The sequence below is a fragment of the Aerolutibacter ruishenii genome, assembly GCF_007830115.1.
GTDB classification, from domain to species: Bacteria; Pseudomonadota; Gammaproteobacteria; order Xanthomonadales; family Xanthomonadaceae; genus Aerolutibacter; species Aerolutibacter ruishenii.
The window spans coordinates 1-24,225 of the sequence record NZ_VLKP01000012.1; the positions used below are offsets into that span (position 1 = coordinate 1).

Annotated in this window: 30 protein-coding genes; 21 read left to right on the top strand and 9 right to left on the bottom strand. The window is 64.1% G+C overall.

The features are described from left to right. Window positions 1-227, bottom strand: a 227-nt coding sequence (locus IP93_RS13070; RefSeq protein WP_144815540.1) for a transposase family protein, incomplete at its 3' end; no start/stop codon positions are given. Window positions 228-413: 186 nt separating this feature from the next. Further along, entirely contained in the window at window positions 414-896 is a 483-nt protein-coding gene (locus IP93_RS13075) for a hypothetical protein (protein WP_144816417.1), read from the bottom strand. 233 nt (window positions 897-1,129) lie between these two features. Here IP93_RS13075 and IP93_RS13080 point away from each other — a divergent pair, with 233 nt between their 5' ends. From IP93_RS13080 to IP93_RS13135, 13 genes are all read left to right on the top strand, one after another. Further along, a complete protein-coding gene (locus tag IP93_RS13080) occupies window positions 1,130-1,534 on the top strand; it encodes a nucleotidyltransferase substrate binding protein (RefSeq protein ID WP_144816419.1) in 405 nt (134 codons plus the stop codon). Between the two features lie 257 nt (window positions 1,535-1,791). Further along, complete coding sequence (locus IP93_RS13085) at window positions 1,792-2,694, top strand: Abi family protein (protein WP_144816421.1); 903 nt, start codon at window positions 1,792-1,794, stop codon at window positions 2,692-2,694. Window positions 2,695-2,771: 77 nt separating this feature from the next. Beyond that, on the top strand, window positions 2,772-6,284 hold the full coding sequence (locus tag IP93_RS13090) for a class I SAM-dependent DNA methyltransferase (protein WP_144816422.1): 3,513 nt from the start codon (window positions 2,772-2,774) through the stop codon (window positions 6,282-6,284). A gap of 62 nt (window positions 6,285-6,346) precedes the next feature. Beyond that, on the top strand, window positions 6,347-7,063 hold the full coding sequence (locus IP93_RS13095; RefSeq protein WP_144816423.1) for a hypothetical protein: 717 nt from the start codon (window positions 6,347-6,349) through the stop codon (window positions 7,061-7,063). Between the two features lie 66 nt (window positions 7,064-7,129). Continuing rightward, window positions 7,130-7,282: a hypothetical protein gene (locus IP93_RS15685; protein ID WP_158636346.1), complete on the top strand. Its 153-nt coding sequence runs from the start codon at window positions 7,130-7,132 to the stop codon at window positions 7,280-7,282. After that, a complete protein-coding gene (locus tag IP93_RS13100) occupies window positions 7,269-8,144 on the top strand; it encodes a GIY-YIG nuclease family protein (protein WP_144816424.1) in 876 nt (291 codons plus the stop codon). Before IP93_RS15685 ends, IP93_RS13100 begins: the two co-directional genes overlap by 14 nt. A gap of 49 nt (window positions 8,145-8,193) precedes the next feature. Further along, the gene (locus IP93_RS13105; RefSeq protein WP_144816425.1) at window positions 8,194-8,916 is read left to right on the top strand and encodes a phospholipase D family protein; all 723 of its coding nucleotides are present in this window, start codon (window positions 8,194-8,196) and stop codon (window positions 8,914-8,916) included. 83 nt (window positions 8,917-8,999) lie between these two features. Beyond that, the gene (locus tag IP93_RS13110; protein ID WP_158636347.1) at window positions 9,000-9,800 is read left to right on the top strand and encodes a restriction endonuclease; all 801 of its coding nucleotides are present in this window, start codon (window positions 9,000-9,002) and stop codon (window positions 9,798-9,800) included. Window positions 9,801-9,900: 100 nt separating this feature from the next. Continuing rightward, window positions 9,901-10,779: a BRO family protein gene (locus tag IP93_RS13115; RefSeq protein ID WP_144816429.1), complete on the top strand. Its 879-nt coding sequence runs from the start codon at window positions 9,901-9,903 to the stop codon at window positions 10,777-10,779. Between the two features lie 23 nt (window positions 10,780-10,802). Beyond that, window positions 10,803-11,081, top strand: coding sequence for a hypothetical protein (locus IP93_RS13120; protein ID WP_144816431.1), 279 nt, complete (start codon window positions 10,803-10,805; stop codon window positions 11,079-11,081). Between the two features lie 52 nt (window positions 11,082-11,133). Continuing rightward, entirely contained in the window at window positions 11,134-11,691 is a 558-nt protein-coding gene (locus IP93_RS13125; RefSeq protein WP_144816581.1) for a PAAR domain-containing protein, read from the top strand. Further along, window positions 11,692-12,888, top strand: coding sequence for a hypothetical protein (locus IP93_RS13130; protein WP_144816433.1), 1,197 nt, complete (start codon window positions 11,692-11,694; stop codon window positions 12,886-12,888). Continuing rightward, the gene (locus IP93_RS13135; RefSeq protein ID WP_144816435.1) at window positions 12,885-13,376 is read left to right on the top strand and encodes a hypothetical protein; all 492 of its coding nucleotides are present in this window, start codon (window positions 12,885-12,887) and stop codon (window positions 13,374-13,376) included. The genes IP93_RS13130 and IP93_RS13135 overlap by 4 nt, the downstream gene beginning before the upstream one ends. Window positions 13,377-13,935: 559 nt before the next feature. On the opposite strand, the gene IP93_RS13140 is transcribed toward IP93_RS13135, so the two are convergent. Beyond that, window positions 13,936-14,322 (bottom strand): HVO_A0114 family putative DNA-binding protein, encoded by a 387-nt coding sequence (locus tag IP93_RS13140; protein ID WP_144816437.1) that lies wholly within the window; start codon window positions 14,320-14,322, stop codon window positions 13,936-13,938. Further along, a complete protein-coding gene (locus IP93_RS16120; RefSeq protein WP_338419421.1) occupies window positions 14,319-14,603 on the bottom strand; it encodes a toxin-antitoxin system TumE family protein in 285 nt (94 codons plus the stop codon). The genes IP93_RS13140 and IP93_RS16120 overlap by 4 nt, the downstream gene beginning before the upstream one ends. 301 nt (window positions 14,604-14,904) lie before the next feature. Here IP93_RS16120 and IP93_RS13150 point away from each other — a divergent pair, with 301 nt between their 5' ends. The 4 genes from IP93_RS13150 to IP93_RS13165 all read left to right on the top strand — a co-directional run bounded on the left by IP93_RS13150 (window position 14,905) and on the right by IP93_RS13165 (window position 17,092). Beyond that, on the top strand, window positions 14,905-15,663 hold the full coding sequence (locus IP93_RS13150; RefSeq protein WP_144816439.1) for a COG4705 family protein: 759 nt from the start codon (window positions 14,905-14,907) through the stop codon (window positions 15,661-15,663). 43 nt (window positions 15,664-15,706) lie between these two features. After that, on the top strand, window positions 15,707-16,012 hold the full coding sequence (locus IP93_RS13155) for a putative quinol monooxygenase (protein WP_144816441.1): 306 nt from the start codon (window positions 15,707-15,709) through the stop codon (window positions 16,010-16,012). 18 nt (window positions 16,013-16,030) lie between these two features. Further along, a complete protein-coding gene (locus tag IP93_RS13160) occupies window positions 16,031-16,486 on the top strand; it encodes a hypothetical protein (protein ID WP_144816443.1) in 456 nt (151 codons plus the stop codon). 123 nt (window positions 16,487-16,609) lie between these two features. Further along, window positions 16,610-17,092 (top strand): cupin domain-containing protein, encoded by a 483-nt coding sequence (locus IP93_RS13165; RefSeq protein ID WP_158636348.1) that lies wholly within the window; start codon window positions 16,610-16,612, stop codon window positions 17,090-17,092. A 41-nt stretch (window positions 17,093-17,133) separates the two neighbouring features. On the opposite strand, the gene IP93_RS13170 is transcribed toward IP93_RS13165, so the two are convergent. The 5 genes from IP93_RS13170 to folE form a co-directional block, all read right to left on the bottom strand. Continuing rightward, entirely contained in the window at window positions 17,134-17,478 is a 345-nt protein-coding gene (locus IP93_RS13170) for a cupin domain-containing protein (protein WP_144816447.1), read from the bottom strand. A gap of 78 nt (window positions 17,479-17,556) precedes the next feature. Continuing rightward, window positions 17,557-18,054 (bottom strand): hypothetical protein, encoded by a 498-nt coding sequence (locus IP93_RS13175; RefSeq protein ID WP_144816449.1) that lies wholly within the window; start codon window positions 18,052-18,054, stop codon window positions 17,557-17,559. A 119-nt stretch (window positions 18,055-18,173) separates the two neighbouring features. Next, window positions 18,174-19,097, bottom strand: a complete 924-nt coding sequence (locus IP93_RS13180) for a rhodanese-like domain-containing protein (protein WP_144816451.1) — start codon at window positions 19,095-19,097, stop codon at window positions 18,174-18,176. A gap of 94 nt (window positions 19,098-19,191) precedes the next feature. Continuing rightward, window positions 19,192-19,881: an RNA polymerase sigma factor gene (locus IP93_RS13185; RefSeq protein WP_144816453.1), complete on the bottom strand. Its 690-nt coding sequence runs from the start codon at window positions 19,879-19,881 to the stop codon at window positions 19,192-19,194. A 51-nt stretch (window positions 19,882-19,932) separates the two neighbouring features. After that, window positions 19,933-20,559 (bottom strand): GTP cyclohydrolase I, encoded by a 627-nt coding sequence (gene folE, locus IP93_RS13190; RefSeq protein WP_144816455.1) that lies wholly within the window; start codon window positions 20,557-20,559, stop codon window positions 19,933-19,935. A 154-nt stretch (window positions 20,560-20,713) separates the two neighbouring features. On the opposite strand from folE, the gene IP93_RS13195 reads away from it, so the two are divergent. The 4 genes from IP93_RS13195 (at window position 20,714) to IP93_RS13210 (ending at window position 24,136) form a co-directional block, all read left to right on the top strand. Next, window positions 20,714-22,273: an FAD-dependent oxidoreductase gene (locus IP93_RS13195; protein ID WP_144816457.1), complete on the top strand. Its 1,560-nt coding sequence runs from the start codon at window positions 20,714-20,716 to the stop codon at window positions 22,271-22,273. Window positions 22,274-22,298: 25 nt separating this feature from the next. Further along, entirely contained in the window at window positions 22,299-23,171 is an 873-nt protein-coding gene (locus IP93_RS13200) for a patatin-like phospholipase family protein (protein WP_144816458.1), read from the top strand. Window positions 23,172-23,174: 3 nt separating this feature from the next. After that, on the top strand, window positions 23,175-23,639 hold the full coding sequence (locus IP93_RS13205; protein WP_144816460.1) for a DUF1810 domain-containing protein: 465 nt from the start codon (window positions 23,175-23,177) through the stop codon (window positions 23,637-23,639). A 203-nt stretch (window positions 23,640-23,842) separates the two neighbouring features. After that, window positions 23,843-24,136, top strand: a complete 294-nt coding sequence (locus IP93_RS13210; RefSeq protein WP_144816461.1) for a hypothetical protein — start codon at window positions 23,843-23,845, stop codon at window positions 24,134-24,136. Window positions 24,137-24,225 lie beyond the last annotated feature (89 nt).

Consider the following 24,225-nt stretch of genomic DNA (forward strand, 5'->3'; position numbering starts at 1 on the left):
CGCAGGCGCGGTAGCCGCAACTCAACCGGATCTCCGAACACCGGCAGATCCCGAACCCGGCGCATTGTGCGGTCGTGGATCGCTTCAACCCGGCCGCCACACCCCATGCAGGTTCGCGCCACTCCAGGTTCTGGTGCCAGCTCCACCACCAGCCAGCGCAGCGCCCCACGCATCTCGTGACGCCACTCCCCAACCCGGTAGCCCACCCAGCCACCCAGCTGGGCCATACAATCCCCTTCGGCCACGGCCGACCCCTGTTTGTAGTCTCGACAACCACAAATTAGCCGGGTCGGCCGTGCGCCTCTCCCTCAGTTGGGAGAAGAACCAACAAAAAGCCGCATCGCTGCGGCTTTCTGCCTGACTCGTGCCGCGGCCGGCGCCGCGAACGGCGTCCGGCGCGTGGCTGGGTGGATTTAAAGCGCCTCGGCGACCGGCATCGGTGCCGCCGGCGTGCGCGCCGCGCGGGCAAAGCGCGAGGACAACGCCTTGCGCAGCGCCTCCAGCCCCTGGCTGCGGCCGGCGACCTTGAGCAGCGCGTAGCCGTCCAGCGCGAAGTCCATCACGTCGCTGCCCAGCGCCACGTCGGTGTCCTGCGCGCGCTCGGCCAACTGCTGCAGGCGGTGCACGATGGGGCGCAACGTGTCGAGCGCCGCCAGGTCGGCCTGCGCCTCGGCCAGCGACATGCTGGGCGGCACGATCTGCGGGTTGTTGCGCAGCACCACCAGCGTCTCGCGGCAGAACTCCTGCGACTTGCCGCCCATGCGGGCCAGGCGCTTGCGCTCGTCGACGTCGAGCGCGACCAGGCCGCTCAACTGCGCTTCCAGCGTGGTGAGGGTCTGCTCGATGGCCGCGATCTGCTCGGCGGAGTAGGAAAGGGAAATCAGGTTCTGTGACACGGCAAGTTCCTTTGCATTCCTTGTGATGATCCCGGCAGACGCTGGAATGAGGTGCGCCTGCGCGGGTGTGCCCTTGTCGCCGTCCGGTGGCGCGGGTCCCGTGGCCTGTAGGGCGGTGGTGGGCGGGGCGGAGTGTTGCAGAGGGGCGGGGGTGATGCAAACGCGGGTGCGACGCCGGCATGGAGCTTCCCTCGTCGGGCACAATGGCCCATCGGCCGGACTGGAGACCCCGAATGCCCCTGGACCTGACCTCGTTCGAAAAGGTCACGGGGCTCCTGCGCGAAGGCCTTGCCCGCTACCAGCAGGACACCACCGACACCCAGATCCGTGACGGCCTGATCCAGCGCTTCGAGTTCACCTACGAGATCAGCCACAAGATGCTCAAGCGGCATCTGGAGGCCACTTCGCCTTCGCCGGAGCAGTACGACCAGATGGCGTTCCAGGATCTGATCCGTTCCGGCAACGAGCAGGGCCTGCTGCTGGGCGACTGGCCACGCTGGCGTACCTACCGCGACATGCGCGCCCGCACCAGCCATACCTATGACGAGGACGTGGCACTGCAGGTGGTGGCTGGCTTCCCCGCCTTCCTCGATGAGGCCGCGCACTTGTTGGCGCAGATTGCGTACCGGCAGGCATGAGCACCACTGATCGCTCGCGCATTGATGTGATCCCGATGCAGGGGCATCGACACCGCGAACCTGAACGCTCAGATATCCTTTCAGTTGGCTGACATCTTCAAGGAAGAGCAAATGAACCCTCAAACACCGCAGGCGCCCCAATGGCATCTGGGCGCGGTCAGGCGTGCTAGAATCCCTGCCAACAATGCCCGCCAAGGCTATGCCCGTCCCCGGACAGGTATCCTCAAATCGGCGGGCTACTTTTTTGGGGCGGCGGCATGAAATTCGCCAAACCGCCGATTTCCTTCGATGACATGGTCCGGCGCTGGCGGGATCGCGGCATGGTCATCGATGACCCGGCTGGCGCGGCCCAGTATCTGGCCCACATCAACTACTACCGGTTTGCGGGTTATGTCCTTCCTTTCGAGGAGGATCACGCCACGCATGGCCTCAAGTCGGGAACACGATTTGAGGATGTGCTCAACCTGTATGTTTTCGACCGGGAATTGCGCCTGCTCATGCTCGATGCCATCGAGCGCATCGAGGTTTCCCTCCGGACGCAATGGGCGTATCACCTTGCCCATGCCACCGGACCACACGGCTACCTCGACATACGCAATGCCGCATCGGCCAGAAACTTCGCCAGCCAGCTGGCTTTGTTGGAGCGGGAACTGGATCGCTCGAGGGAAGCTTTCATCTCGCACCATAGGAGCAAGTACACCGATCCAGACCTGCCGCCAGTCTGGGTCGCCTGCGAGGTCATGTCGTTGGGGCAACTATCGCAGTGGTATACGCTGCTGCGCCCACTGAGCCTGCGCAAGAAGATCGCGGCTACTTACGGCTTGGACCAGCAGGTGTTGCAATCCGTCCTACTGCATCTGAGCTACGTCCGTAACCTTTGCGCGCACCACAGCCGGCTGTGGAACCGCGAAATGGTCATCACCTTTTCGGTGCCGAAACGGCCATCAGCCCTGCGAGCCTCTATTGCCGATCCGTCTTCGCGCCAGATATACAACTCGTGCTGCGTGATTGCGTGGCTGATGCAGCAGGTCAATCCGGGTAACCATTGGCGCAGCCGGTTGGCGGACCTGTTGTGTCGCCATCATGTGGACATGGCGGCCATGGGGTTCCCAAAGGGATGGCAATCCCAACCCCTCTGGGCTCCGAGCACGCCGGTCTAAGCCTTTTTCCCCCAGCCCCTTCCAACGCCTGACGTATCCTCTACGTAGCACCAACGCCGCACACAGGGGAGCACCACGTGGCCGACACCGGACTGGACGCAGCCGACGCCTTCATCAGCAAGTGGCAAGGCGTCACCGCCTCCGAGCTGTCCACCTCGCAGAGCTTCCTGTCCGACCTGTGCCGCCTGCTGGGCGTGGACACCCCGCACCCCACGCCCGAACAGGACTACATGTTCGAGCGGCCCATCACCTTCCGCCACGGCGACGGCAGCAGCAGCGCCGGCCGCATTGACCTGTACCGGCGCGGCGTGTTCGTGCTGGAGTCGAAGAAGCTCAAGGCCGCCACCCACACCAAGGGCTTTGACGATGCGCTGCTGCGCGCCCGCAGCCAGGCCGAGGCCTACGCCCGCGCGCTGCCCGCCAGCGAAGGCCGCCCCCCGTTCGTGGTGGTGGTGGACGTGGGCAACCGCATCGAGCTGTACGCCGAGTTCTCCCGCTCCGGCGCCACCTACACCCCGTTCCCCGACCCCAGCAGCCACCGCATCGCGCTGACCGACCTGCGCCGCGACGACGTGCGCGAGCGCCTGCGCAAGCTGTGGACCGACCCGCTGTCGCTGGACCCCAGCCGCGAGTCCGCGCGCGTCACCCGCGCCATCGCCGCGCAACTGGCCGAGCTGGCCAAGTCATTGGAGAAGAGCGGCCACCCCGCCGAAGCCGTCGCGCAGTTCCTGATGCGCTGCCTGTTCACCATGTTTGCCGAAGACGTGAAGCTGCTGCCGCACGACAGCTTCCGCGACCTGCTGCAACGCCACGCCGAACAGCCCGACATCGCCATGCGCATGCTGGCCCAGCTGTGGCGCGACATGGACGCCGGCGGCTTCTCCGCCGTGCTGGCCAACGACGTACTGCGCTTCAACGGCAAGTTGTTCAAGCAGCCCGACACCCTGCCGCTGGACGCCCCCCAACTGGCGCTGCTGATCGACGCCGCCCGCGCCGACTGGAAGCACGTGGAGCCGGCCATCTTCGGCACCCTGCTGGAGCGCGCCCTCAGCCCCGGCGAGCGCCACAAGCTGGGCGCCTACTACACCCCGCGCGCCTACGTGGAGCGGTTGGTGCTGCCCACCGTGATCGAACCGCTGCGCGCCGAGTGGAGCAACACCCAGGCCGCCGCGCTCACCCTGGCCGCCGAGGACAAGCCCGACGAAGCCGTGGCCGAACTGCTCAAGTTCCACCACCGCCTGTGCACCGTGCGTGTGCTGGACCCGGCGTGCGGCAGCGGCAACTTCCTGTACGTGACGCTGGAGCACCTCAAGCGCCTGGAAGGCGAAGTGCTCAACGCGCTGGACGAACTGGGCCACCGCCAGACCGGCCTGGCCCTGGGCGGCGAACGCGCCGACGCCATGGCCGGCGAAACCGTGGACCCGCACAACCTGCTGGGCATCGAACTGAACCCGCGCGCCGCTGCCATTGCCGAAGTGGTGCTGTGGATCGGCTACCTGCAATGGCACTTCCGCACCCGCGGCGACGTGAAGCCGCCGCAACCGGTGATCCGCGACTTCCGAAACATCGAGAACCGGGATGCGGTGTTGGCGTATGACCGGGTGGAGTATGTGACCGACGAGAAGGGCGTGCCGGTTACCCGCTGGGATGGCAAGACCATGAAGCCCTCGCCGGTGACCGGCGAGGACATCCCCGACGAAACCGCGCGCGTGCCGGTGGAGCGCTACGTGAATCCACGCAAGGCGGCGTGGCCGGAGGCGGATTTTGTGGTGGGGAATCCGCCGTTTATTGGAGGCTGGCGCATGCGTGCCGCGCTGGGCGAGGGTTACGTCGATGCGATCTGGTCGACATACCCGAAGATTCCACCGAAGGCAGACTTGGTGATGTTCTGGTGGGACAAGGCTGCGGAGTTGGTTCGCTCCGGTGTATTGGAACGTTTTGGCTTCATCACGACCAACAGCATCGGCCAAGTGTTCCAGCGTCGTGTTATCGAGAATCACGTAGCGGCCAGTGAACTGCCGTTGGGGATCGTCTTCGCAGTTCCCGATCATCCTTGGGTCGATTCCGGTGACGGGGCAGCGGTCCGCATTGCGATGACGGTTGGGCAGGCTGGCGCCAAGCCCGGTCGCCTTGCGCAAGTAATTGCGGAAGAGGCGAGTGAGGAGGAAATGGTTGTTTCCGTCGCAGGCCGAGCCGGCGTCATCAATGCAGATCTAACTATTGGCGCAGACGTCTCTTCTGCGAAGGCCCTCAGGTCCAATGAGGGGCTGTCATCGCCCGGCGTGCAGCTTTATGGCTCAGGCTTCATCATCGATGCGGAAACTGCCAAGCAGATGATCGTCGCCGTCACGAGTGGTCGGGGTGCTCGTGTGATCAGGCCGTATGTCAACGGTCGAGACCTTATGCAGGTTCAGCGAGGAGTGTTCGTCATCGACTTCTTCGGAATGGATCGTGATGAAGCCGCATTGGTGCACCCCATGGCATACCAACGGGCTCTCGATTATGTGAAACCAGAACGCGACCAGAACCGGCGAGCTGCGATTCGGGACAAGTGGTGGCGTTTTGGCTGGGAGAGGCCAGTAATGCGAGCCGCGACAGATGGGCTGAGTCGCTATGTCGCGACGGTCGAAACGTCCAAGCACCGTGTATTTGTTTTTCTTTCGGAAGAGACGCTTCCTGACAACATGCTAACCGTCATCGCAACTGATGACGCAAGCATTCTCGGTGTGCTGTCCAGCATCACTCATGTCACGTGGGCACTTGCTGCAGGTGGCCGGCTGGGTGTTGGTAACGATCCTAGATACAACAAGACGCGTTGCTTTGAGCCGTTCCCGTTCCCGGCGGCAGGTGAAAACCACGAAGACCTCATCCGCATCCATGCCGAACACCTCGACACCCACCGCAAGCGCCAGCAGGCCGCCCACCCCGACCTCACCCTGACCGGCATGTACAACGTGCTGGACAAGCTGCGCAGCGGCGAGCCGCTGACCGCCAAGGAGCGCACCGTGCACGAGCACGGCCTGGTTTCGGTGCTGCGCCAACTGCACGACGACCTCGACGCCGCCGTGCTCGACGCCTACGGCTGGTCCGACCTCACTGCGCTGCTGCGCGTGGCACACGGCAACGACGCCCCGGCCGAGGGCCAGACCCGCGACGACGCCAAGCGCGCTTTCGACGAAGCCATCCTCGAACGCCTGGTGGCGCTCAACGCCGAGCGCGCCGCCGAGGAAGCGCGCGGCCTGGTGCGCTGGCTGCGCCCCGAGTTCCAGAACCCGCAGGCGCGCGCCGCCGACGCCCCGGCCCCGGAGCAGGGCACGCTTGACGCCGGCACCGACGACGCCAGCGACGACACCGCCGCTGCCGCGCCCATCGCCAGCAAGCCGCAGCCGTGGCCCAAGGACACCGTGGAGCAGGTGCGCGCCGTCGCCGACCTGCTCGCCGCCAGCCCCGCGCCGCTCTCGCTCGATGAGATCGCCGGTCGCTTTACTGGCCGCGGCCCGTGGAAGAAGCGCCTGCCGCAGTTGCTGGAGATGTTGGTGGCGTTGGGTAGGGCGCAAGTGCAGCATGGAATGTATCTAACGGCCGGCTAAGGCCACGATGGGGCAATGGCCGGAATCAGGCTGGTCGATGTTCAACATGGGGAGGGGGGGTCATGCAGCAAGAAACTACGGTTGCAGAGAATGCGCAGGCAAACGAAAGCGTGGAGAAGCGTGGGCTGATCTACCGGCTCTTTGCGGGCTATCGCACATGGCGTGCGTCGATTGAGGCCCACCCTGTTTGGGGGGTGTTGTTAGGTGGCATGCTCCTTCTGTTGGGCGTCGCGGGGAGTGAAGCATACGGATGGGCCCGGTCAAAGGTTGTGGGGCCAGATGAGTTTCTCGTGCAGATCGAGGAAACCCAGAAGCGTGAGTTCGATGAGATCAAGAAGAATCTGGGGCAGATCCGCAGTTCGATGAATGATGCGGGTCGTGACGCATTCGACAACGTCAAGAATGCTGTTAATGCTTTGGAGAGCACCAATAACGGTCTTTTGCAGCAGATTCAGTTGGCAAAGCAGGAGAACGAAACGCTGCGCAAGATCGTGCAGGATTCCAAGGGGATCAGCGGGGGCTATGACTTCATTCTTACCGAAGAATCGGGAATCAAGCTGGATGAGGTGACCACTGTCGGATTACAGCACGTTAGCTCTGGAACGGCCGCGGTGAATTTGTCGTCAGCAAAGAACCAGAGCGGAAATTCATCCGCCTACTTGCATAGCGGTGAATCGTTATCGTATGTGGATGCTGCAGGGCGTAATTGCCGCCTTGTGGTCATGACAGTGAAGTCGGGGCGTCCGGGGACTGCATCTTTCTCTAGGTCCTGTGCCTGATGAAGGATCGCCGTGGTCATGGCATGGGGCCATGGCCATGGTCATGCTTGGGTGCGAGTTGGACCAATGGATATTCTGATCTTCATCGGTCTTGCCGCTCTGCTTCTTCTGCTGTTCTTCGGCGGTTTGGCGTTTGTCCACGGAGTTGTCTCCGCGCTTTTGACCCTGCTGTATCCCCGTCGTTATTGCCGCTGCGAGAAGTCCGATGACGGCAATTGAACTGAACGATCTTCTGGCCAAGACCGGGCTCGATCCGGCCCGCGTCATGGTCATGCGCCACCGCCCCACCGAGCCGGCGTTGCGCCGGGCATTGCCATGGCTCGCGCAAGATCGCCACGAGGTCTACAACGCCTACCAGTCGCAGCACGGCGAGCGTGTGGAGACGTCATTGAGCCGTGCGACGCACCTGGCGTCCTTCATCGGCAACGAGGCGCGCTGCGCGCTGTTCGTCGGTGTCTATGCGGTAGAGAGCTTCCGCCGCATCAGCTCTGACCAGTTCTGGACCATTCCGGAGAACCATGCGCTCAAAGCGCTCGGGACGCGTGGCCCCAGCGACGGCCGTGACTCGCTCTGGTTCGATCTGCGCCTGACGGATGCACTGGAGGCCTACAAGGGGCGGCTGGTGGTGGAATGGAGCGGCATCGAACGCGCGTGGTGGCGCTGGGCTGCCCGCAATGTGCTGCCGGTACAAGCCATCCACGGTGAATCGCTTCTGGTGCCGCCGGTGCCCGACTGGAAAGAACTCGTACTCAGTTTGCAGGAACTGCAGACATTACCAACCAGTTGGCGACAGGCGCTGTCCCACTGGCGCGGCATCTATTACATCCACGATCGCGCCTGCGGCAAGGGCTATGTCGGCTCCGCCTATGGCGCTGACAATCTACTGGGTCGTTGGAGCGGCTATGCCGCCACAGGACACGGCGGCAATCGCTGGCTTCGCGACCGCGATCCCGCCGAGTTCGTGTTCAGCATCCTGCAGCGCACGTCGCCCGATACGGAGGCCGAAGAAGTGATTGCGCTGGAATCGTCATGGAAAGAGCGATTGCATACCCGGCACCCAGTAGGGCTCAACGACAACTGAGCACATTGGATTTGAAGCCAAGATGGACAACCAATAGTAAGGAGACCACGTGGCAAAGTTCCTCAACACCAGTGCAACCAACTACTTCCTTGAAGAGCTCATCAAGGACGCCAAGGATCGTCTGATCCTGATCAGCCCCTACCTGAAGCTCAACGACAGGGTGAAGGAGCTGTTGGCGGACAAGAACCGCCTCAAGATCGACGTGCGCATGGTCTACGGCAAGAGCGAGCTGCAGCCGATGGAGATCAGCTGGTTGCGCGAGCAGAGCTACATCCGCACCAGCTTCTGCAAGAACCTGCACGCCAAGTGCTACCTCAATGAGGAGCTGTGCATCATCACCAGCCTGAACCTGTACGAGTTCAGCCAGGTCAACAACAACGAGATGGGCATCCTGATCCGTCGGTCCGAAGACGCCGAGCTGTACCGCGAGGCGTACGAGGAGGCCCAGCGCATCATCCGCATCAGCGACGAAGTGCGGATTTCGCTTGAGCGTGTCGAGGCCGACGAGCCGGCCAGTGCTGCGTACGAGGCCGAGCAAGAGTCGGCAGGTGACGAGGACGCGCCCGTGGGAAAGCTCACCACCTCCAGGCTCGCCCGCAAGCTGGGCCTGAAGACCGCTGAGTTGACGGAAAGGCTGCTTGCCACCGGTTTGTTGGAATTGAAGTCAGGCAAGCCGCACCTCACCGACAAGGGCAAGGAGGTCGGCGGCGAGTTCCGCATGAGTCCCAGGTTTGGTGGTTATTTCCTATGGCCTGACTCGCTGAGCGCATAGGCACGGACATGGGGCGGACAGGGGGAAAGCGTTGGTACGGACAGAAACAGGTTAAACACCGCCGCGACGATGCGCTGGCGCGCATGGACCCGCTGGCCTTTGAGCGCCTGATGGGCGACTACTACCGGGGGCTGGGCTACAAGGTTGATGGTTGTGGGACCGGCGGCCGCGCTAGCCAGCACGACGGTGGTATCGACCTGAAGTTGTACAAGGATGGCGAGTACACCGTCGTCCAATGCAAGCGCGAGAACGCCAATCAGGTCACCCATAACGTGATGCACCAGCTTCTCGGCGTGATGCTGACCGAGGGTGCGCACAAGGCAGTCGTGATCACCACGGGTGAATTCACCGACGCGGCGTGGAGCAAGGCGAAGAACGATGCGCGCATGCAGTTGATCGACGGTACGAAGCTGCGCGACATGTTGGGGCCGCTGCTACCGGCGGACGCTGCTCCCTCGCCGGTCACTCCCTCTCTGGCCGCGTCGTACTGGGGGCTGTCGGCGCCTTATCGTGAGCGTGTCAAAGCCGAGAGGGAGCCAGCGGGCGGTCGTCCGTCCCGGCGGCGCAAGAAGCAGGACGACGCGAGTGGACTCGTGGTCGTTGCTGCCGTCGTGCTCGCGATGCTGGTCTGGCAGTGTTCGCGCAAGGCTCCCGCTCCAGTGAAAACGTCCAGTCGTCCCGCGCAAGTGCAGCCGGCCGTAACGGAACGTCCTGTGTCTGCCACGTCCCCGACGCAAAGGAAGGATGCCGTCGCTCCGACGCAAAGGAATGACGCCGTCGCTCCGACAACCGGTCAGTCGCATCGCGTAGCCCCACCTTCCGGTGCGTATAGGAGCGACGAGGAAGCGGTAAAGGCGTACTTGGAAGCAATACCGGAGATGTGAATTCCCCAATGAACGCCCAGCCCAAGACCATCCAGATTGCGACACCGTTGGCCACTCGAGTTTGCGCTTGTGCTAGCCCATTAACCGCAAAGGACTTGCCATGAAAATTCTTCCTGCTGAGTTTGACGGTCACGCCATCCGCCGCGTCTATGACGAGGACACCGAAACCTGGTGGTTCTTCGTTGTTGACGTGGTCCAGGTTCTCACGCAGCAAGCGGATTACCAGGCGGCGCGGAACTATTGGAAGGTGCTGAAGAACCGTCTGGTGAAGGAAGGCAGTCAGTCGGTTACAGAATGTAACCGACTGAAACTGCCGGCCGCCGACGGCAAGTCCTATCTCACCGACGTCGCCACCGCCCAGACCCTGCTCCGTCTGGTCCAGTCAGTCCCCAGCCCCAAGGCCGAGCCCATCAAGCTGTGGCTGGCCAAGGTGGGCTACGAACGCATGCAGGAGTTGGCCGACCCTTCGCTGGCCCTGGACCGCGCCCGCGAGAGCTGGCAGCAGCACGGGCGCAGCGACAAGTGGATACAGCAGCGCATGACCGGGCAGGAGACGCGCAACAAGCTGACCGACTACTGGGCCGGCCACGGGGTCACGCCGGGCGATGAGTTCGCCATCCTCACCGATCTCATCCACCAGGAGTGGTCCGGGGTCAGTGTGAAGCAGCACAAGGGCATGAAGGGGCTGAAAAGCCAGAGCCTGCGCGACCACATGAGCGAGGCCGAGCTGATCTTCACCGCGCTGGCGGAGCTGTCTACCCGCCAGATTGCCGAGAGCGAGGACGCCACCGGCATGGGTGAATACAAGAAAGCCGCCAAAGCCGGCGTTGGTTTGGCCAAGCGTGCCCGTTTGGAGCTGGAGGCGCGGACCGGGGCCAAGGTGGTGTCGTCGGAGAACTTCCTGCCGCCCGGTGCGCAGCAGAAGGAGTTGCCCGCCAAGCCGCGAAGCGGGGGGCGTAAGCAGCCAAAGCCCAAGTGACATTGCCCTGTGAGCGCTTGTGCATGAAAACGGTCGGGCTTCATCAGCCGTTTTCCAGTTTTCGGAGATCAAAAAGTCACGCCGCCAAGATACGAAACTCCGTCGCCTTCGCCGCCGGTCGCACGGTGTTGTCCTCGCGGTGCATCGAACGCCTTGTGGCGCGCAACGCCGAGCGCGCCGCCGAGGAAGCGCGCGGCCTGGTGCGCTGGCTGCGCCCCGAGTTCCAGAACCCGCAGGCGTGCCCCGCCGACGCCCCGGCCCCGGGCAGGGCGGAAGCTTCGCCGCCGTGCATTGAACCGTGAACGCACATGTAATATTGCCGCCTACAACCCAAGGAGGGATGCGATGGCAAGGATGTGGGTGGTGCTGGGTGATTCAACGTCGAGTGGCGGCAAGGTGGTCACAGGCTCTCCGTTCACTGACATTGATGGAATGAGCGTTGCCCGGGTGTCGGACAAAGCGACATGTCTGCTTCACAAGGGCGTATTTCCTATCGTAGATGGCGATTCAACAACTATCATCGATGGTCAGCCGGTCGCGCTTCATGGTAGTAGGCTGGCTTGTGGCTGTTCCGTCTTGGCAGTTCAGCAAGTGCGGGTATACGTGGATGGGGGTGGCGCGAGAGCCGCCAACTCAGGGCCATCGACACAAACTGAAAGCTCACCGCACGTAGTAGAAAAGCTCTTTCATGAGCAGTATCGGGCCGTGGATATAGCGTCCGGAGAGCCCGTAGCGAATATGGCCTACCGAATAGACAGGGAAGACGGCACGTTTGTCACGGGCTTGACTGGCGCCGATGGATTGACGGGGCGCGTCTCAACAAGTCAGCCAGAACGGGTTCGGTTGACTTGGTTGTCAGTCTCATCCGACCAAGTCGGGGTGCCGGAACTGCATGCCACGGAGGGTTGCTGAATGTCGCAAGTAATTGCTGCCACGCAAACGACGCCCGGTTTGGAACCGACGAAGGTGCCGGTAACACCCTTGCGAACGGTGACCTACTTGTTCAATACAGGGACATGGGTTCCTGCCAATGTAGGGTCAAGTTCAGAGAAGTACCTCAAGATTCCGTATGAGGTTGCATTCGACGGGGTAGTTCAGCCGAAATCGCGTGGGTGGCCACAGCGGATCGTAGGTCGGACACCGTTCCGGGTTCAGGTGCCCGCTGGAACACAGGTGTCCTTGTTTTTGAATACCGACGCGCTGCCTGGCGCCCGGCACAAGCCTGTGTATGCCGTAAGGACGGGGCAGCGCGATGTCGTTGTCACGGTTTCAGAAACCAGGGGCACGGCGTTGGCGACACCGGACTCGCCCGTGTTCTCACATACTGCCGTAGATCCTCGGTCTGGAACGCAAACCGATTACTACAAGGCGCCGCTTCACGGAAACATCTGGGCACGGATATCCAAGGTCTACACTGCAGACGATGCACTGGCTTTGGTTCCGGCGAGCGCAGACGCAGGCGTTCGGGAAGCCGTGCTTTCGATCTATCGCGTGCTTGGCTCAACAACCCTTGTGGTGCGCTGTGCTGCGCCAGAGGGGCATCAGCTGGCTGTTGTTTTTGCCGATTCCGAGAATCCACGGCAAAACATCAGCAATTACACGTTGTTGAGGGATGGGCTGACAAGGGTCCACCCGCTCGGATTCTTTGCATTGATTGATGCTGCGCGTATTGCGGGCGCCACCCAGCTAAGTGTGACGTCGTGCTGGAGGCCGTCCCTTGGCTCAATCGCGCATCGGGCTGGATTAGGCTTGGATGTCAATATTATTGGAGATGCACAGGAGGACGTGCGCTTCAATCGCGCTGAGTTGATTGGACAGGGCCCTGACGTTCCGTGGGTAACGCCCGCTGAGGTGCAAAGCTATCGAGATCGTCGTGCGAATCGTGCAGCATGGGTTGAGGAGCTGGAGGGGAGTAAGCCACGGCTTGTTGCGGATTTTCAGCGTTTGCTTCGAGCATCTCCCCACATCAAGCAGGTCTTCGATCCTTGGTATATGGATGCAAACACGAAGGACGATGTTGCGCCGGCGTGCAACGAGCAGGTTTCAGTCAATGAGAAGCTGCACAACAACCATCTCCATATCACGCTTGATGTCCCAGGTGTTCTGTGAAGTACAGCAGTCCATGCGCGGCACTTTTCCTCGTGGCTTTAGCTGGTTGCCACGACTTTTACCTGGGTCAAGTGAATGAGATGGGGAGCTGTGGGTCGGAAGAACTTCGTAGCGACTGGAAGTCCATACGTTCGAAAGTGGCGAACTCATCGTCTGCCGCGCGGTTGATTCGGGCGATTGCATGCGCGCCGGAGTCAGATAGGCCGGTCGAGCATATCGGCGCGCACCTTGATGAACAGGTGACATTTGTTGCCTCCAGTACCGGCGACGAGGTCGAGGAGGTTAGGGTGTTGCCGCGTGCCTTGGCAAAGCGCGAAGTGTTTGCCTTCCTTGGCTCACCTGAGTTCCGCTACGGATTGGGAAGGCGGGAGCCTGGAGAGCTTGAACTCATCGCGCAGAATGAAGCCTGTATGGAAATGTTTGTGTTAGTGCATAAGGCCAATCGGCAGGATTGGGTTGTTAGTCGCTACGAAAGCGCGTGCGATTGAACAGACTCGGGCTTGTCGAACGAGCGGCTGGTCAACGGCTGCCGCACCATCAAGTCGCCCTACGGCAAGGAAATGGGTCTGTCACAGGCGGCGCTGGCGAAGTGGGCAGCGAGACGCCGAAACTTGGTGGTTCGCTGTTGGCCAAGGAGGGGAGTCAGTCGGTTACAAATTGTCACCGACTGAACCTCGCTGATGCTCACGAACCTCATCCACCAGGAGTGGTCCGGGGTCAGTGTGAAGCAGCGCGATGGCATGAAGGGCAACGGCCGCCAAGGCCGGCGGGCAATTCGCCAAGCGTGCGCGATTGGATCTGGAGGCGCGGACGGGCACCAGAGTGATGTCGTCGGACAGCTTCCTGCCACCCGTTACGGCCTCCAAATCACTGGGTGGTTGGCTAGGTACGCGGCACACTGCTTCGGCTCGCGCGGGCAGGCGGCAAGGGGAAGGAGCGTCAGGAGTGATAGCAGTGTTTTCATTTGTCCACCGCGGATGGGGCGAACCCCTGCACATGGATATGGATATGGTGGTGGTTCGGAAAGTGCTTGGCATGGGAAAGCATTCATTCTGCGACGATGTGAAACTCGGTGGCTTTGGCTACTGGCCTCACGGTGTTGTTCTCGCGCTGCATTTCCACGATGCCGTAATGCGACATGGTCTTGAGCGTGCGTGACAGGTTGCCAGGCTTGCGTCCGGTGGTCTGCGCCAGCTTTGCGATGGACTCGGGCCGGGTTTCGCGGATCACGTGTAGCAGGGCGCGATTGTCATCGCTGAGTACCTCGGCGAGTGACTTCATCGAGGTGAACCAGATTTTTGGGTCGCCGGGCTTGGGCTTGAGCGTGCCCTTGGCGATCGCCAGCGCGCGCGCCCGGATGGCCTGCTGCGGCGCAATGCCGATGGTCAACGACTTGGTGGTCCGGCGGGCGGGCTTCTTGGTCGGGGTAGTCATGGGGCTCTAGCCTCCCCCAGCACGCGGTCGACTTCAGCGAAGAAGTCCTGCAGCAGTTGGTGCGCGCTGGTGTAATCGTAGGGCACGCCCTTGTCGCGGGCGTGGCGGTGCTTGTGGTCGTAGGCGAGGATGCGTCCGGCGTACTTGAACTTCTTGGGTGGTTTGACGGCGTGGGCGTTGTCGAACCCGAGGATGCGGGTGCCATAGGGCTCATGCAGCGTCAGGCTGTAGGAGATGCCATGGGGAATCCCCGGGGCGGGCTTGACCCGCCAGGCCTCGATCTAGATCCAGTAGCCGCCGCCCTGGTCGAAGATGCTGCCGTGCAGGTCCAGCAGGGTTGAGACATCCGTGTCTTCGTGCATGGGGCAATAGTATCACCGGATGATATGAAGGGAATCTGATCCAATTCCCCCGGGTGGGAGCTGCTATCCTCCCGCCATCAGGGGAATTCATCCGCATGAACGAAGCTGAGACTCGGGCCGGACACACAGCGCTACGGCACGCGGTTATTACCACGCAATTTGTCAGGCCCAGGACGTTTCGTACAAGTCGAGTGTTGACAGCCACTGAGGGGTTTGCGCGATGAACGCAGAGCAAAAAGAACTCTTGGTCAAAGTGCCCGCGGTCACGCTGGGATTCTGGATCATAAAAATCCTGGCCACGACACTTGGCGAAACAGGCGGCGACGCTGTGTCGATGTCCATGAATCTGGGCTATCTCGTCAGCACCGGCATCTTCATGGTGATCTTCCTGGGTGCCGTTGCACTTCAAATCAAAGCGACCAGATTCCATCCATTCTTGTATTGGGCAACCATCGTTGCGTCCACTACGGTCGGCACCACGCTTGCGGACTACGCAACCCGATCCGTTGGTATCGGCTACACGGGGGGCACGGCGCTTCTTCTTGGCCTGCTGGCGGCTTCCTTGTTCATTTGGCACAAGGATCTTGGCCGGGTGGACATCAACTCGGTCAGCACGCCCAAGGCGGAGTTCTACTACTGGCTGACCATCATGTTTTCCCAGACGCTCGGCACCGCATTGGGTGACTGGACCGCGGATACCGCCGGGCTTGGCTACCTTGGTGCGGCTGCTATTTTCGCGGGCCTGCTGGCGCTGGTGGTCGCGCTTTACTATTTCACCGAGATTTCAAGGACGGCCCTGTTCTGGACGGCATTCGTCCTGACGCGGCCGCTGGGCGCCGTCGTTGGGGATTTCCTGGACAAGCCTACCGATCACGGCGGCCTGGGGTTCAGTCGCTACACGGCAACGGGTGTGCTCCTTGCCGCCATCGTTGTTCTGATCCTGGTGCTGCCGCAACGAGCAGCAAGCAAGCATCATTGAGTTGGAGCGAGCCCGCGATGGTCGACACGATTTGGAGAGCGTCATGAGCGAGATCGTTGTGATGATCAGTTACACCGCGCTACCCGGCCAATCGGAGGCCGCCCGACAAGCTATCTCCGCGCTGGTTGCCACGGTGCTTTCAGCCGAGCCGGAGTGCGCAGGCATCACCATGCTCCAGGGTTCCAGCGACGAAACGCGCTTTACGCTGATCGAGCGGTGGCCAAGCCGGGATATCTTCCTTGGCCCGCATATGCAGCAGCCGCACATCCAGTCTTTCATCCAGCAGGCCGGCGCGTTCCTGGCGGGGCCTCCTGACATTTCGTTCTGGCATGCAGCAAGCGCCGCGTAGGTTCCGGAGGAGAAAAGCATGTTCGTACCAATGTGGCTGATCGCACTGGCCGCTATCGTCTTTGCTGCCTTTGCCGTGTGGACATACCTGCTGGCCACGGGTCGCAATCCACTCCCATTCCCGGATCGTGGGTCGCGCATCTTCTCCACGCCGAACCCTGAAGCCAAGGAGGTGATGGTGGCCCTGCTGGCCCGTCATGGCCTGAGGGAGCGGTTCCAGGCCAACAGCAGCGGGATTCTGCGCTCGATCATGTGGGACGGGACGATCATCAACCAGTCCCCGCCGGACGTGAATGAGAAGCTGGGCCACGCCACCGCCAGCATTGGTCTGGTGGCAGACGACCCGGTGGCCAGCGCGAATGATGCGGCCGAGTTCCTGCGCTCGCGCGGCTTTGAGGCACGGGTGGTGCTGGATGCCGAACCGGCGTTGCCCATTGCATTCGTGGTACCCATGCCACGTCGGGCACCGTGCTGAATTTCCGCAAGCATGTGATTCATATGGTGCGGACGCAGGCGGTTGGGGCTGGTCGCGGGTAAGGGTGCGGTACCGGAACCGGCGCTGATGCCGGGTGCAACAGGAAGCATTGGGAGGACAGACATGAAAGCGCTGGCGCTGTTGTTCGCGGTAATCCCCATGGCCGCTTACGGTCACGAACCAAAACCGCAGGGAGATGCGCTCCCGAATCCCCAAAGTGACTACGTGGTTCGACTCGAGCAGATGACGGCCATCGAGGCCGGAAAGGGTGAAAAGATCCACCTCCTTCGAGGCAGCGAACACGGCTTCAAGGGCCTGTCCTTCATCCTCACGGAGACGGCGCCCGGTGGCGGGCCTCCGCTGCATACCCACGAGAGCGAGGAAGCGCACGTCCTGACATCTGGAACCATGTCCTACGTCATAGGCGGCCAGACGTTTGTTGTTTCCGCGCCGTACATCCTTCGGGTGCCTGCCAACACGCCGCATACCTTCATCAATGCAGGCAAGACGCCGTTGGCATTGACCGCGGTCTTTGACAGCGCCAACTACACATTCAAGCCGATTGCGGCGAATCCGCTACAGCAAAAGCCGGATGCGTCACCCTGAGCGGATATTGAACTTGCTATTGGGTTCGCAGTCGCAGGTAGTTATCCCTTGCGGACAATATCGACGGAGATTTCCACCGCAGGAACCGCTCCGCGGTTCTCCAGCCAGTGCGTCGTGTCCCTGTCCTCAGGCCAGCCGACGCCAGGGCCGTAGTCGGTGACGACGCCATTGCGGTGGTCGGTGATGGTCCCTTGCAGTATGTAGACCAGGCCCGGCCTGTCGACATGGTCGTGAAGCGGACCGAATACACCGCCGGACTCGATGGTGACTAGGCGCATGCGGAACTGGCGCCCGGTCATGCCCTCGATCTCGGGGCCGAGGTCCATGGTCGAAAGCAGCTGGACCGTCACGCCTTTCGTTTCGGGCGAAGCCTGTTCTTTGCTCACGGTGCCTCCGATACGGTTCCCGGGCAGGGCCACGTGCTGCAGTGACCCGGCGCCCACGTGCGGGGCGCCGGGCCTGGTTCAGAGGCAACTCACGTTCGGGTTGAAGTCGGCGAACAATCCCGACGGGTTGTGCTTCCACACCCACGCATGCAGTGTCCACGCGTTGATGTTGGGGTTCAGGTGGAACGTCTGCCCGAACAGCTCCGGCGGCACGGGGTTCAGTTCGGTAAACACGATGTATTCCACCGCCACCAGCTGCATGCCGCCGCCAGGCTTGGGCGCATAGACCAGCACTTCGGGGCGCAGCGGGTCCACGGTGCCGTCGGCCAGTAGGGTCTCATTGGCGTAGTGGTAGCCCATGCCGCCAACGGCGGGGTCGGGGTTGGCAATGCATCCGGTGATGGGTGTGTCCCAGCCGGCGGCCGCGGCCGCTTCCAGCGGATGGAGCGGTGCGGTGGCCCGGCGCAGTTCATTGACCACTGAGTTCAAGCGGTCGCTTTCGCCGGCAATGGCGGCGCTGGCGCAGAATGCACCGGCAATGACCGTGGCTGCCAACAGCAGCGGTTGCGTTTTCATCAGGAAGTCCTCGCGTGGGATAGGGGACCGGGCGTCGCCCGGCGGTAATGCCAACGGCCCCCAACCGCATCGGCGGACAACCACACGCCTGTTCATGCCCCGGCGGGCGACGAGCGGCATCACGCCATCGTGCGTTCCACTGGCATGCCTTGTGCGTGCCACGCCTCGAAACCGCCGGCCAGCGGCCGCACGCGCTTGAACCCGCGCTGCTGCAGCTCGCGTGCCAGCTTGGCTGCGGACGCCTCGTTGGGGCAGTCGCAGTACACGATCACTTCATGTTGCGGCTCCACGTCCAGTTCGCGCACGTGCGTGGCGCGCACGGCGCCGGGAATCCAGCCGGAGGCTTCGCGTTGTACGCTGGGGCGCACGTCCAGCACCAGCGGCGCAGTGCCTTCGTCGAACAGTTGCTGCAACTCCGGCACGGTGATGCGCGCCATGCGGATCAGGCGGATGAAGCGCTGGCGCTTCCACCACTTGTAGGCCACGAACAACGCGATGGCCGACAGCAGCGCCAGCACGCCCACGTGGCCGAGCGCTTCCAGTTGCGCCAGCACGTCGTTGACCGCGTCGTGGAACAGCGCGCCGGTGCCCACGGCCACCAGCGCCCACAACGCGGCGCCCAGGCCGTCGTAGAGCGCGAAGCGCAGCAGGCCGGTGCGCGTCTGCCCGGCCAGCGTGGTGGCCAGCGCGGCAAAGCCGGGGATGAACTTGGCCACCACCAGCGACGGCGCGCCCCAGCGTGCGTAGGTGTCGCGCGTGGTGGCCACGCACGAGTCGGGCGACAGCGACATCCGGCACATCAGCCGCACGAGGTGCGCGCCGAAGCGGCGGCCGCCGGCGTACCACAGGCCATCGGCCAGCAGCGCGGCCAGTGCGGCCACCAGCACGATGGGCCACAGCGGCTGCTGCGCTTCCACGGCCATCGCGCTGGCCACGATGATGGGCGGGAACGCCGGCACCGGCAGGCCGCCCTGGTCCAGCAGGACGGCGACGAACACGACCCACAGGCCGTAGTTCTGGATCAGGTGCAGGAGGGCGTCCATGGGCGGCGGGGCGGGGGCGAGGCGGCCAGTGTCGCCCAGTGCGCGCGACGATGGGATGCCGCGCGCGGATCGGTCCGGTGCGCGGGCGGAACGGTCAGGGCAGGCGCTGCATCACCGCGTCGGTCATGCGGTCGCAGCGGGCGCCCAGGAACGGGAACGCGCCGGTCACGGTGGCGGCCAGGGTGTCCTGCAGCGAGGCGCGCAACTGGCGGCGCGCGCGGTGCAGGCGGGTCTTCACCGTCTCAGGGCGCAGGCCGAGGCTGGCGGCGGTCTCTTCGACCGTGCATTCCTCGATCTCGCGCATGACGTACACCAGCCGGAACGGTTCGGGCAGGGCGTCGATGGCGTGCTCCAGCAGGTGCCGCACCTGCGCCAGCGCGGCGGCGGTGGCGGGGTCGTCGCCGGGGCCGCGGCCGGGGAAGGGGATGACGCGGGCGTCGTCGCGGGATGTCATGTCCATCGTCTCGATGTCCACCGTGGGGCGCCGTTGGCGCAGGCGGCCATGGGCTTCGTTGAGCACCACGCGGGTCAGCCACGTGGCCAGCGAGGCATCGCCGCGGAAGGTCGCGATCTTCTCGTAGGCGTGCACGTAGGCGGCCTGCACCACGTCCTCGGCTTCGGCATCGTCGTGCACCACGCCGCGGGCCACGCGGAACAGGCGCTGGTTGCAGCGCCGCATGATGTGGCGGAAGGCGTCGCGGTCGCCGGCCTGCACGCAGCGGGCCAGGGCGATGTCGTCCATGGCGGCGTGGTCGCGGGCGAGCGGGGTATCGGGCGGGGGCATGGCGTGGACTCCTGTGGGCATTGGATGCACGGGTAGGGGCGCGGTTCTCGGTTACAACTCCAGCGCGGCCAGGATGTCGCGGCGGTACGGCTCGTGCTCGAACTGGCCTAGCAGGCGCCGGGTCACCATCGTCACCCCCTGCATGTCGACGCCGCGAGAGGCGATGCAGTCGTGGCTGGCCTTGATCACCACCGCCGCGCCGCGCGGTTGCAGCACGCGTTGCAGGGTGTCGGCGATCTCGCTGGTCAGCCGCTCCTGGATCTGCAGGCGGCGGGCGTAGGCGTCCACCAGCCGCGCCAGCTTGGAGATGCCGACCACGCGTTCGCCCGGCAGGTAGGCCACGTGGGCCACGCCGTGGATGGCGGCCATGTGGTGCTCGCACACCGAGCGCACCGGGATGTCGCGCAGCAGCACCAGGTCGTCGTAGCCGGCGGGTTCGAAGGTGCGGCCGAGAAGGGCCTCGGGGTCGAGGGCGTAGCCGCCGAACCACTCCTCGTAGGCGCGGACCACGCGGGCGGGGGTATCGAGCAGGCCTTCGCGCGCGGGGCGGTCGCCGGCCCAGCGGATCAGCGTGCGCACGGCGGCCTCGGCCTCCTGGCGGGTGGGGCGCGGGGCGTCGATGGATGGGGTCGGCAACGTGGCGGCGGTTTCGACCGAGTGCAGGTGGGCGTCGAGCATGGCGGCATGACCTCTACGGCAAGGATATTCCGGTAGATGCAGCAGGGCGGTTGAGGTTCCCGCGGGCTGGCATGTCGCGCCGGGAACCTGGCCGCCGCTGGTGCATCCAATCCACAGCGGCCGTTGCGCTGGGCCGCGCCACAGGAGTACCGCCATGGCACAGACCGATTCCCCGCCCAGTGGCCCCGATTTCACGCTGGGGGTGCCGTTGGTCGACATCCCTGAGGCCGGCGTGCTGGCCGGGCATGTGGATGGCGAGCCGGTGCTGCTGGCGCGTCTGGACGACGGGCTGCACGCGGTCGGCGGTCGTTGCACCCATTACGGGGGGCCGTTGGCGGAGGGCCGCGTGAGCGACGGCGAAGTGCGCTGCCCGTGGCACCACGCGTGTTTCAGCCTGCGCACTGGTGCGGCGCTGCACGCACCGGCCTTCGCCGGCTTGCCCGTGTGGCGGGTGGAGGTGAAGGGCGAAATGGCGTACGTGCGCGGCGGGCCGGTGCAGGAGCCGCCCGTGGCTGCGCCGCTGCGCGCCGCGACGCGGGACGATGCGCCACGCGCGCTGCCACGGCGCATTGCGATCATCGGCGGCGGTGCGGCGGGTTACGCGGCGGCGCTGCAGCTGCGCGCACGCGGCTTCGACGGTGACGTCACCCTGTTCAGTGACGATGCCGTGGCCCCGTATGACCGGCCCAACCTGTCCAAGGACTACCTGGCCGGCACCGCGCCGGAGGAGTGGATTCCGCTGCAGGATACGGCGTTCTACGCCGACCACGGCATCGACCTGCGCGTGGGCTGCGCGGTGGGCGCCATCAACGTGATCAACCGCGAGGTGCTGACCGCCGATGGCGCGCGCAGCGGCTACGACGCGCTGCTGCTGGCCACCGGTGCGGAGCCGCGCCGCTTGCCACTGCCGGGCTTCGATCGGCCCAACGTGTTCGTGCTGCGCTCGCTGGCCGATGCGCGCGCCATCATCGCCGCGAGTGACGGCGCGCGTTCGGTGACGCTGCTCGGCGCGGGCTTCATCGGCATGGAAGCCGCTGCCGCATTGCGCGCACGCGGGCTGGCGGTGCACATGGTGGCACCCGAGGCGGTGCCGATGGCGCGTGCACTGGGCGATGAGGTGGGCAGCTTCGTGACCGGGCTGCACCGCGAGCAGGGCGTGGTGTTCCATTTGCAGGCCAATGCGGTGGGCTATGACGGCCACGCGTTGACGCTGGGCAATGGCGAGCAGGTGCCTGCCGATGTGCTGATCGTGGGTGCGGGCGTGGTACCGCGCGCACAATTGGCTGAAGCCGCAGGCATGGCCATACAGGGCGGCGTGCTGGTGGATGCGCGTCTGGAAACATCCATCGCCCACCATTACGCCGCCGGTGACGTGGCGCGTTATCCCTACCGCGGCGAGCTGATCCGCGTGGAACACTGGGTGCACGCGCAGCGGCAGGGCCAGGCGGTGGCCGCCAACCTGTTGGGCGAGTGCGCGCCCTTCAACGACGTACCATTTTTCTGGACCCACCATTACGGCGTGGAACTGCGTTACGTGGGCCACGCGACCGAGTGGGACCAGGTGCAGGTGGACGGCACGCTGGCGGGCCGCGACTTCACGGCGCGCTACCTGCGCAACGGCGCGTTGGTCGCCGCCGCGTCGGTGGGGCGCGACCTGGAGAACCTTGCGCTGGAGGCCGAACTACGCGAGGCCATCACGCACGAGGCTGCGTGAGGCGCGCGTGGGATGGGCGAATGACATGCACGCCGACCCGCCAGAAAGAACCGCGTTTGTGCTGACCGGTGGCGGCAGCCTCGGCGCAGTGCAGGTAGGCATGCTGAAGGCGTTGCATGCCGCGGGCATCGCGCCCGACCTGGTGGTCGGCGCCTCGGTGGGCGCCATCAACGCCGCGTACTTTGCCGGTGCTCCTGATGCAGAGGGTCTCGCGCGACTGGAACGGCTGTGGTCGGGCGTGCGCCGCGAGCATGTTTTCCCGTTTACCTATCTGCGTACATTGGCGTGCCTGCTGGGGCGCCGCGATCACCTCGCCATGCCCGATGCGCTGCGGTCGCTGATCGAAGCCGAGCTGCCTTACCTGCAACTGGAGCAGGCGGTGTTGCCGTGCCACGTGGTCGCGACCGATGCGCTGGACGGCACCGAGGTCGTGCTGTCGACGGGCGATGCGGTGACCGCCCTGCTGGCCAGCGCGGCGGTGCCGGCCGTGTTTCCGCTGGTGACGGTCGACGGAAGGCCACTGATGGATGGCGGCGTGGCCACCGGAACGCCAATCGCCGTTGCGGTAGGGCTGGGCGCCACCCGCGTGGTGGTGCTGCCCACCGGCACGTCATGCGCGCTGGCGGCGCCGCCGCGTGGCATGCTGGCGATGGCCCTGCACGCACTCAACCTGATGACCATGCGCCAGTTGTTGGCCGACATCGATCGCTTCGCCACGCGCTGCAGGCTGGTGGTGGCGCCGCCGCTGTGTCCCTTGGCCGTGCATGCGTATGATTTCAGCCAATGCCGCGACCTGGTCGCGCGCGCCGAAGCGGCCACGCGGCACTGGCTGCGCGATGGCCTGCCGGAGCAGGATCCGCATTGGGCATTGGCGCCGCATCGGCACGCCGCGAGGTGACCCATGGAGCCGGCATCCACGCTGGAGCGTTTCGTCGATGCGCAGCGGGACACGTACGACGATGCATTGGAAGAACTGCGCGACGGCCACAAGCGCACGCACTGGATGTGGTTCGTGCTGCCGCAGCTGCGCGGGTTGGGTCGCAGCGCCATGGCCGAGCGTTATGGCCTGGCCGACGCGGACGAGGCGATCGCGTACGTGAACCATCCGGTGCTGGGGCCGCGTCTGGTGGAATGTGTGCGCGCACTGCTTGCGCATCGCACGCTCATGGCGGAGGAGATCCTGGGCGGTGTCGACGCCATGAAACTACGCTCGTGCCTGACCCTGTTCATGCACGTCGCGCCGCAAATGCCGGAGTTCGAGCAGGCGTTGCGCCGGTTCCATGGCGGCCAGCCCGATGGCCGCACGTTGCAGTTGCTCCGGCAAGGTGAATGTTGGGCTGAATCCGGCGATCACATCGTCATGTGAAGCGCGCATCGTCTTGGAGGCGTCTTCATCAAGATGAATCGAGACAATCGTTAACGAACGGTCGCGAACAGTCCCGCGTTCATATCACCGGATGTTTTCGTCGCGCTTCGTAACCTGTTCCGCGTCGCAACGTTGCGGCTGCGCTGCACCCGCAGCGGACCTGTCCGGTGATGGACCATGACGTTTGTAAGGAGTAAGACTCGATGAAGCACAACACTTATACCGAGCATTTCCAGAAGACCTACAACAACACGCCGTACTACCGTAAGGACATGGCGTGGGACGACTATGAGCCGGCCTACCGGTATGCCGAGAACAGCTACAACACGCGCGCTGGTCGCACCTTCGACCAGATCGAGAACGATCTGGAGCGTGGTTGGGACAAGGCCCGCGCTACCTCGCGCCTGGCCTGGAACGAAGCCAAGGAAGCGGTACGCGATGGCTGGCACATGCTGGAACGTGCAATGCCGGGTGATGCCGACCGCGACGGTCGTTGATCCTGCCGCATGCGACGGATGCGCGGAGGCAGGCCCAATGCCTTGAGTCATCTCGTCGCACCCGTGGCCGCATGGGTCGCCGCAGTGGC